This window comes from Dolichospermum sp. UHCC 0259 (assembly GCF_009711935.1).
Classification (GTDB): Bacteria; Cyanobacteriota; Cyanobacteriia; order Cyanobacteriales; family Nostocaceae; genus Dolichospermum.
Genome location: NZ_VIKX01000258.1, coordinates 20,484 through 28,073, shown reverse-complemented (window position 1 = coordinate 28,073; position 7,590 = coordinate 20,484). Strand labels below are relative to the sequence as shown.

The window sequence follows — 7,590 nt, the reverse complement described above, 5'->3', positions numbered from 1 at the left end:
CACAAATAGAAAACTGACAGACCACTAGTCCAACTCAATTTGGGACTGGTCAGAAAGGAAGCGCATTATTGGATTAATCAGTGCAATGAGAGCTATGAGGATCTTATTCAAGTAGGCTGTATAGGCTTAATTAGAGCAATTGAGAAATTTGAACTTGCTAAGGGCAATGCTTTTAGTTCCTATGCGATGCCCTACATTCGGGGTGAAATTCAACACTATCTACGAGATAAAGGTGTAACTGTCAGAATCCCCAGACGTTGGTTAGCACTACAACAAAAAGCTGTTGGGCTTTCCCGTTCTCTCAGTGAACAATATAATCGCCAACCTACTGATAGGGAATTAGCTGTTGCATTGCAAATTTCTCTGAGTGAATGGCAAGAAATTAAATTAGCCTGGATTAATCGCGCTCCTTTAAGTTTAGATGTCCCCATACACGATGGTGAAGAAGGTTCTACTTGTTTGGGTGAATTAGTTCCAGATAGCACATATCGCAGTTTTCAACTAGCTCAAGAAGACCAAATTCGTTTACAACAAGCTCTGATTCAGTTAGAAAACCGGACTCGTGAGGTTGTTGAGTGTGTGTTTTTGTACGATTTAACTCAAAAACAAGTAGCAGCACATTTAGGTATTAGTGTTGTGACAGTTTCCCGCCAAGTAAAAAAAGGCTTAGAATCGTTGAAAAAGATTATGGTGGGTGCAGCGGAAGATTAGTTATGGAATGGGATGCCGAAATATCAAAATTTAGGTTATAAAGAAGACAGAATTAACCCTATGATCTAAAATAAGGGCTAATCAGCAGCATTGTATTCCTATAAACAAACTTTTCTATAGTTTTTAAGAACAGCTAATGAGTAAAAATTCCCATATTGCTGCCGCAGCTATTTTAACAACCTTGGTACTGGCCGGATGTACTATAGGCGAAACACCAACAGCTACAGATCCTGCCGCTAGTCCTCAACCAAGTCCTGGTATTCAAGCAACCACTCCGAAGCCAACACAGCCGCCATCTTTGGCTGAACCTTTTAATAACCCACTTGTAACTAGTAAACTACCCGCGAATCCTGAGTCAGTTGATAGTTTGATTCAACCAACAAATGGCACGGAGCGGTTGTCGGTTGTGCAGAAAGGAAGAACTGATCCTTTTGGGCAAATTGTGGAGTCAGTAGGTGTGACCAGAACTAAGCTTCCTGGCGAGAAAATTGTCGTTCCTAAATTACCTCCTCTACCTATAGCAACTCAGCCAAAACCAATAAAAACGATAGCAACTAAACCGGCAATTTTGTTACCCAAAAAACCACCACAGATCGCACAAAAACCCTTGATCAGACCAGTTTTACCGACGGTTTTGGCTGGATCTGTACCTTCTCCTAAGCTGAAGACGATATTACCACCAGCACCACAACCAGAAACGGCTAAAGGTGTAATTGTGACTGGCGTAATTTTAATTGGTAAAGTACCTCAAGCAATTGTGCAAGTGCCGGATGAGCCAACTAGTAGATATGTACAACCAGGACAAAGACTGGTGAATGGGGTGTTGGTAAAACGGATTGAAATGGGCAAAGGTGCTAATCCGACTGTGATTTTGGAACAGTATGGTATTGAAGTTGCTAAAGAAGTAGGGGAACAACCAGTTAAAGTATCTAAACCAGCGACTACAGCTTCTGTGGGTAATCCTATTTCGGTGGTGAAGCCGATGGAAAATCCTGTGAGAGCGGCTTCATAGCTATGGATTTACAGGAGCAAATAACATTTGCTGGTTTGCCTTTGGCTGTATATCGGGAGATGGCGGCGCATCTTCGTCAGGTGCTAGGTGTGGAAGTGGGATTAATTCCGCAAACATCTGTGGATTTTGATTACAACCAAAGTCAAGTTTCTGGCTTATGGGTTTCATGGACACCAACTGCTGATGCGGAAAGTCGGGAAAGGTTCAAGCAGATAGTGGCTTATTATCAGAATCGCTATCAGTCGCTATGAACTGGAATGAAATTTGATGGGGTTAAAGTAATACTATGGAGGGCGGGGAGACCCCGCCCCTACAGGCTTGGTGACTAACAAATAGATATTAAGTTGGGTTAAGGGAAGATAGCTGGGTTAAACTGACAAGCAGGTTAATGCAAAATATTTATTGGCTGCTCTTAGGTTTAGGCTTTATTGATAATGGAAAACTGGCAATTTCTGATACAGAAGCAGGGGGATCATACTTGGCGCACGTTGGAGTCGTCAAATTTGAAGATTTGGGCGGGTAATTACCGAATTTTGGCTCGTTCTGGTCTGAATAATACGGATGTTGATGTGCGAGTTACTCATGTATCTATTGATGAAGTTCCACCGAAACGGAGACTTCTCAAGCGATCGCGCCGAACTAATAGTGAAGGACTGATGGCTGTAATTCCTTTTACCCAATTTAAACCAGGGATTTGGGAATTACGATGCTCTGGGGATATTATGTCAGATATGCTGGGTCAGTCCTGGCAACGTACTCTCCTTATTCACGTATCACCCCTAGAAACTAGCCTGACCTTGCCTCCTCCATTAGTTGAGGAATCTGAGGCTGTGGAGGCTGATACTGAAGTCAGTATTGTGATGAATCACGGTACTCCTGTCTGGTTTAAGGGGGAAACAACTGAGCAAATTTTACAAAACTTATTAGATTTAGCTTTACCTGAAGATGAACCCTTACTAGATGAGGAGACTATTGAAAATGCACCGACTTTACCACCACCTCTACTACTGAATCTGAGTTTAGATCAAGATACTTATATTGTTCCTTGGGGGGACAATTTTACGATTCATGGGGATGTGGAAGTAAATGAAATAGAGAATTTGGCAGATGAAGAATTTTCTCTGGGGGGACTTTGCCAACTACGGTTAGAAATTGCCTTGCGATCGCCTTTAGAATCAACAAAAATTCTCAACCGGATTCAGCAGCCATTAACAAATCAAGTCTTACCTTTTGGTTTTATCAGTCTGATTCATATTCCCCTCAACTGTGAATCTAAGTTACTTTTAGCAGATATTAATTTATATGGTGCATTAACTGATGTTGGTGAGGTCATTCTCTTAGCTAATCATACCTTCACGATTACAGCCAATGTCAGTGAATTACTAGCGATACAAACTTTACCATCCCCTTCCGGTCAAGCTTTACCCGAAATAAATCCACCAGTTAAGCCTAAGCCCTCTGTCAAGATTAGATTAGAACTTTTTAATGTGGCTAAAACGCCGAATTTAGCACAATTTCACATTTTAAAGCCTTCTCCAAGCCGACCTTTGCCACCCCAGATTAAACCTCTGGTATCCTTGAAAGTTTTTTCACCACAATTACCAAATTTACCCCAAAATCCTACACCTGAGATTACTACTGATTCGCCACCAAACTCTCTGGCAAAAACCCTGGCTATTCATCCCATTGATTTGAAAAAGTTGGTAATCAAACCAGTCAACACTACTTTACCTTACTTGAAACGGTTGCAGGTTAAGCGGACTTCAGGGGAAATAGTCACAAATAAAGATGTTGGAGAGAAAGAATTAGCACCTCTGAAAAAATCGCCACTTTTACCTACTGTAGAAACTTCATCAATAAAAATACCGGAATTACCAATTGATGATCTGCCACAGACTGATGAGTCTAGGCTGGAGGACACATCCTATGCGGAATTAATCGCGGAAATTGTGGCGGGGGCGAACTGCTTGCAGCAGCGCTTCGCTATCGCAGATGAGGAATTGAATGTAGTTGATTCTGGGGAAAATTACTTAATTCTCCAGGAGGAGGAATCGAATGTGGTTGATTCTGGGGAAAATTACTTAATTCTCCAGGATGAGGAATCGAATGTGGTTGATTCTCAGAAGGATTCCTCTCTCTTACAACAATGGGTAGACAGCCAAGGATACTTATTAATTGAAACTGTTTCTGAAGAATCCTCGGACAAGGATGCTGATGAGGAAATAGCAACTCAGGTAGATTTTGCGGACAATCTTCTTTTAGAACTTAATGAACCGGAAATGGTCACTATCACCAGTCCAATCATAACCCAGCCAGGATGGTTGTCTCAAGAAATAGTTATAGATGATCTACTGGTAGCAGAGGATGGGGATAGCTTGGGTGATGAAGCTATAGAGGATGATAATTATTCTCTTGTCCTGGAGGATAAAGCTATACCGGAGAAATCTGTGGTGATGATGGAGTCTTTACCAACTCCCCAATTGTCTTTACCAGAGGGTGAACTTGTTGCTGGTACATCTGTAATGGTGCGTGTAAAAATACTCAAAGTTTCATCTGCGGTAGCTGTGAAGTTATGGGTGGAAGATTACCAAACTCGGAGTCTCCTGGATGGACCACATATTCTGTCAGATTTACGTTCTAATGCTTGGGGAGAGGAAGAAACGGCAATTTACCTCAAAGTTCCTTTTGGCTGCTTAGAAATTCGGTTATCGGCGATCGCTCTTGATCAGACTACTCAGCAGGAAAGTGACAAGTTCACGATTATTAAGACGGTAATTCCCCCTAATTTACCAACCATAGAAATGGATGAAATGTTGGGATTGTGAAAAGCTGTGTTAAAAATCTTGATAATTTGGCAAATTAGGGAGGGTTTTGCAGTAAGCTCAATTTGAATTGTAGTAAGACTTTACAGGACTTTAATTCTATGTCAAGTTCATTTTTGCCTACTATTTTGGCTTATTCCTCCTTTTTGCCTTCTGTTTTCGTTCCCCTAACTGGTTTGGTTTTACCAGCAGTTATTTTCGCATTTTTGTTTTCATACATTGAACGCGACAATATTGCTTAATTAGGAGATGAGTAATTGGTTACTTGATTTTTCTCACTAATTACTTATTTACAAACAAAACCGCCTAATTCATTGATTTAGGCGGTTTTTATGGTGACTTTTGCAGAAGTTCAGAAATGATCATCAAGCAAAAATCTAGTTTTTTGTATTTCTAGTTGCTATCTTTTCTGCGCAGAATTACATTGAAGAACCAATGCCTGCGTAAGATCCATAAAAGAAAATACCTACAACAGTGATTACACCTAATCCTGCGATCGTAGCGACGACCCACAGGGGAATTCTTCCACTTCCAGACACAGTTTTTTCCTCACTTATAAAAATTGTCAGTTGTCAGTTGTCAGTTGTCAGTTGTTAGTTGTCAGTTGTCAGTTGTCAGTTGTTAGTTGTCAGTTGTCAGTTGTCAGTTGTTAGTTGTCAGTTGTCAGTTGTCAGTTGTTAGTTGTCAGTTGTCAGTTGTCAGTTGTTAGTTGTCAGTTGTCAGTTGTCAGTTGTTAGTTGTCAGTTGAAAATTTTACTTCTGTAACTTGTCACCAATTACCAATTACCGATTACCAATTACCTAACTAGCAACTGACGTTAAAAAGACCAGTTAGTTAAAGAAGTAACTGGAAAATAGGATTCCCAAAACGAAGACTAATAGTAGTCCGAGATAGAGAGAGGTACGGTTTAATTCAACCGGTTGTTGGTTTGGATTAGGCGTTCTTTCCATGATTAACTCCTAGCGTTGAATAAACTGCATTGAGGCGATCGCGCCCAAAAAGAATACAGTAGGGACGGCTAAGGTATGCACCGCGATCCATCTGACTGTAAAAATGGGATAGGTAACTGGTTGATTGATGTTATTACCGCTAGTCATGATCTCAAATTATTTTCCAATAAAGGTTTCTACTTGTTTTTTCGCTTCAAAACGATTGCTGACAATTGGCACTTCTTGACGAACTTGAGTAAAATACTCGTTAGGACGAGGTGTGCCAAACACATCATAAGCCAGACCAGTGCTGACAAATAACCAACCAGCAACAAACAATGCGGGAATGGTGATGCTGTGAATTACCCAGTAACGAATACTGGTAACAATGTCAGAAAACGGACGTTCTCCAGTGGTACCTGCCATTTATTTCACTCCCTTATCAAAAACTATTATTGAGTTTATTATCCTACAAAGTTTAGACAGAGTTACAACTTACAACTTTCTTCTGGCGAATACATCCACAGTACCGCTTCGCGGAAGTCAAAAGTCAAAAGTCAAAAGTCAATTGAGAATGACTATTTTTTTGACGCTGTGTTGTACTAGTGGGGTGTAATTACGCCGCTGGGGCTGTTGTTGCCTCTGGTTTGGGGTTATATTTGAGTAAAACACCGCGATCGCCAATGATAAAGCCTTGATCGGGGCTAAAAAATACAATTTTGTAAAGATTAGCTGCAACTGTTTCTACATCACGGTCTTTTTCCCAAGTTTTACCACCATCAGCGCTGCGAAGTAAATTACCACTACCACCACCGATCCAAATTTCTTCAGGTGTGCGGTAGGCTAAATCCAGCAAACCCCAACTAGTGGACAACTCTGGATATTGTACCTCTAACCACTCTTCCGGTTTAGTCGGATCACTAAATTGGACTTGGCCACCCCGTGCTAATAACCATAGTTGTCCATCGTTAGTAAAACCCATATTTTCCAAACGACGGGAACTATTGCGGTTATGGGGTTGCCAAGCATTTTGGCCAGGTTCCCAAGTGGAGTAAAAACTCCCTTTAGCAGAAACGGCGATATACTTACCATCGGGCGATCGCTCCAAATTCCGCACCACACCAACAGCCGCTTCCAAACTGGCTTTCCAGTTTTGACCACCATCTGTAGTTTGATAAATAGCCCCCACATCAGTGGCCATTTCCGCCGCATTTTCCCCTGTTGCCGTCACAGAAATGGGACTACCCGGTAACTTTTCGCTTAAAGCAATCCGTGACCAAGACTTACCCTCATCAGTTGTATGCAGCAATAGAGAAGGTTCTCCAGCAATCCAACCTTCCTGACCAGAGAAACTCACAGAGTTAAACCGATATCTGGGATCATCTAACTCTAATTTTAGCGATCGCCAATTCTCCCCACCATCATTAGTTTCCAAGAGAGTGGCATTACCACCCACCAAATAACCATGTTGAGAATTACCTGTAAAGGCAATATCTAGCAACTTCGCATCCGTGGGAACATTAATCACTTGCCAGGGATTGTAGCTAAGAGAAGAAACACCACTACACCCAATACAAGCGATAACTACTATTAATGCGGCAACAAACTTTTGCCACTTTTTTACAATTGAGTGCATCAGTATTACTGAGGTTTTCCTAAATTTGGTAGATTTTTGTCGAATTCCCTGCAAAGAGAAGTTTTTTCTCTTCCCTGTTCCCTTTTCCCTGTTCCCTATTGCTCGTAAATAAAGATAGCGGTTGCTACTGTAGTCCGTAAAGGCTAATGAAAAACAAGAATCCCAGAGCCAAAGCCCCAAAAATCAAAATGTTCTTTTGAGTTGGTGTCAGCGTATTACCACCTAAACCGTAACCCAAATTCTCCTTAAAACCAGAGGCAGTACCCGCCGGTCCAATATTCGCAAAAGCAGTTTTCTTGGCTATACAAACCGGACAACGCCAATTTGTCGGCAGTTCCGCAAAAAGTGTTCCGGGGGGAACATCACTTTTATCGTCTCCCTTCTCAGGTTCATAAACATAACCGCAAGAGCGACACTCATAGCGGTCTAACACTGGAGTTTCCATAGCTTGTTCAGCTTGTTCACTCATGGCTTTTAGT

10 protein-coding genes and 1 pseudogene are annotated in these 7,590 nt (G+C 41.4%); 5 read left to right on the top strand and 6 right to left on the bottom strand.

Annotated features, from left to right (window positions below):
- Window positions 1-24: 24 nt before the first annotated feature.
- The 5 genes and pseudogenes from FJR05_RS21545 to psaI all read left to right on the top strand — a co-directional run.
- Window positions 25-711, top strand: a pseudogene (locus FJR05_RS21545) (RNA polymerase sigma factor SigF); the annotation flags it as partial.
- A gap of 136 nt (window positions 712-847) precedes the next feature.
- Entirely contained in the window at window positions 848-1,723 is an 876-nt protein-coding gene (locus tag FJR05_RS21540; RefSeq protein WP_168645993.1) for a hypothetical protein, read from the top strand.
- A gap of 2 nt (window positions 1,724-1,725) precedes the next feature.
- Entirely contained in the window at window positions 1,726-1,974 is a 249-nt protein-coding gene (locus tag FJR05_RS21535) for a hypothetical protein (protein WP_168645992.1), read from the top strand.
- Window positions 1,975-2,157: 183 nt separating this feature from the next.
- Window positions 2,158-4,548 (top strand): hypothetical protein, encoded by a 2,391-nt coding sequence (locus FJR05_RS21530; RefSeq protein ID WP_168645991.1) that lies wholly within the window; start codon window positions 2,158-2,160, stop codon window positions 4,546-4,548.
- Between the two features lie 98 nt (window positions 4,549-4,646).
- Window positions 4,647-4,787 carry a photosystem I reaction center subunit VIII gene (gene psaI / locus FJR05_RS21525; RefSeq protein WP_168645990.1) on the top strand — a complete coding sequence of 47 codons (141 nt, stop codon included), beginning with the start codon at window positions 4,647-4,649 and terminating at the stop codon, window positions 4,785-4,787.
- A 177-nt stretch (window positions 4,788-4,964) separates the two neighbouring features.
- Here psaI and FJR05_RS21520 read toward each other — a convergent pair whose 3' ends face one another.
- The 6 genes from FJR05_RS21520 to FJR05_RS21495 all read right to left on the bottom strand — a co-directional run bounded on the left by FJR05_RS21520 (window position 4,965) and on the right by FJR05_RS21495 (window position 7,580).
- Window positions 4,965-5,084 (bottom strand): photosystem II reaction center protein J, encoded by a 120-nt coding sequence (locus FJR05_RS21520; RefSeq protein ID WP_071604787.1) that lies wholly within the window; start codon window positions 5,082-5,084, stop codon window positions 4,965-4,967.
- Between the two features lie 292 nt (window positions 5,085-5,376).
- Entirely contained in the window at window positions 5,377-5,496 is a 120-nt protein-coding gene (locus FJR05_RS21515; protein ID WP_015081482.1) for a photosystem II reaction center protein L, read from the bottom strand.
- Window positions 5,497-5,505: 9 nt separating this feature from the next.
- Window positions 5,506-5,643, bottom strand: coding sequence for a cytochrome b559 subunit beta (gene psbF, locus FJR05_RS21510; protein WP_010997987.1), 138 nt, complete (start codon window positions 5,641-5,643; stop codon window positions 5,506-5,508).
- Between the two features lie 9 nt (window positions 5,644-5,652).
- Window positions 5,653-5,901, bottom strand: coding sequence for a cytochrome b559 subunit alpha (psbE, locus tag FJR05_RS21505; protein WP_015081483.1), 249 nt, complete (start codon window positions 5,899-5,901; stop codon window positions 5,653-5,655).
- Between the two features lie 190 nt (window positions 5,902-6,091).
- Window positions 6,092-7,111: a photosynthesis system II assembly factor Ycf48 gene (locus FJR05_RS21500; RefSeq protein ID WP_168645989.1), complete on the bottom strand. Its 1,020-nt coding sequence runs from the start codon at window positions 7,109-7,111 to the stop codon at window positions 6,092-6,094.
- A gap of 124 nt (window positions 7,112-7,235) precedes the next feature.
- A complete protein-coding gene (locus FJR05_RS21495) occupies window positions 7,236-7,580 on the bottom strand; it encodes a rubredoxin (protein ID WP_168466460.1) in 345 nt (114 codons plus the stop codon).
- Window positions 7,581-7,590: the final 10 nt, after the last annotated feature.

Coding starts and splice junctions, on each gene's coding strand:
- FJR05_RS21500 (WP_168645989.1), bottom strand. CDS start 7,111: ATGCACTCAATTGTAAAAAAGTGGCAAAAGTTTGTTGCCGCATTAATA.
- FJR05_RS21530 (WP_168645991.1), top strand. CDS start 2,158: ATGGAAAACTGGCAATTTCTGATACAGAAGCAGGGGGATCATACTTGG.
- FJR05_RS21540 (WP_168645993.1), top strand. CDS start 848: ATGAGTAAAAATTCCCATATTGCTGCCGCAGCTATTTTAACAACCTTG.
- FJR05_RS21535 (WP_168645992.1), top strand. CDS start 1,726: ATGGATTTACAGGAGCAAATAACATTTGCTGGTTTGCCTTTGGCTGTA.
- psbF (WP_010997987.1), bottom strand. CDS start 5,643: ATGACTAGCGGTAATAACATCAATCAACCAGTTACCTATCCCATTTTT.
- FJR05_RS21495 (WP_168466460.1), bottom strand. CDS start 7,580: ATGAGTGAACAAGCTGAACAAGCTATGGAAACTCCAGTGTTAGACCGC.
- FJR05_RS21515 (WP_015081482.1), bottom strand. CDS start 5,496: ATGGAAAGAACGCCTAATCCAAACCAACAACCGGTTGAATTAAACCGT.
- psaI (WP_168645990.1), top strand. CDS start 4,647: ATGTCAAGTTCATTTTTGCCTACTATTTTGGCTTATTCCTCCTTTTTG.
- psbE (WP_015081483.1), bottom strand. CDS start 5,901: ATGGCAGGTACCACTGGAGAACGTCCGTTTTCTGACATTGTTACCAGT.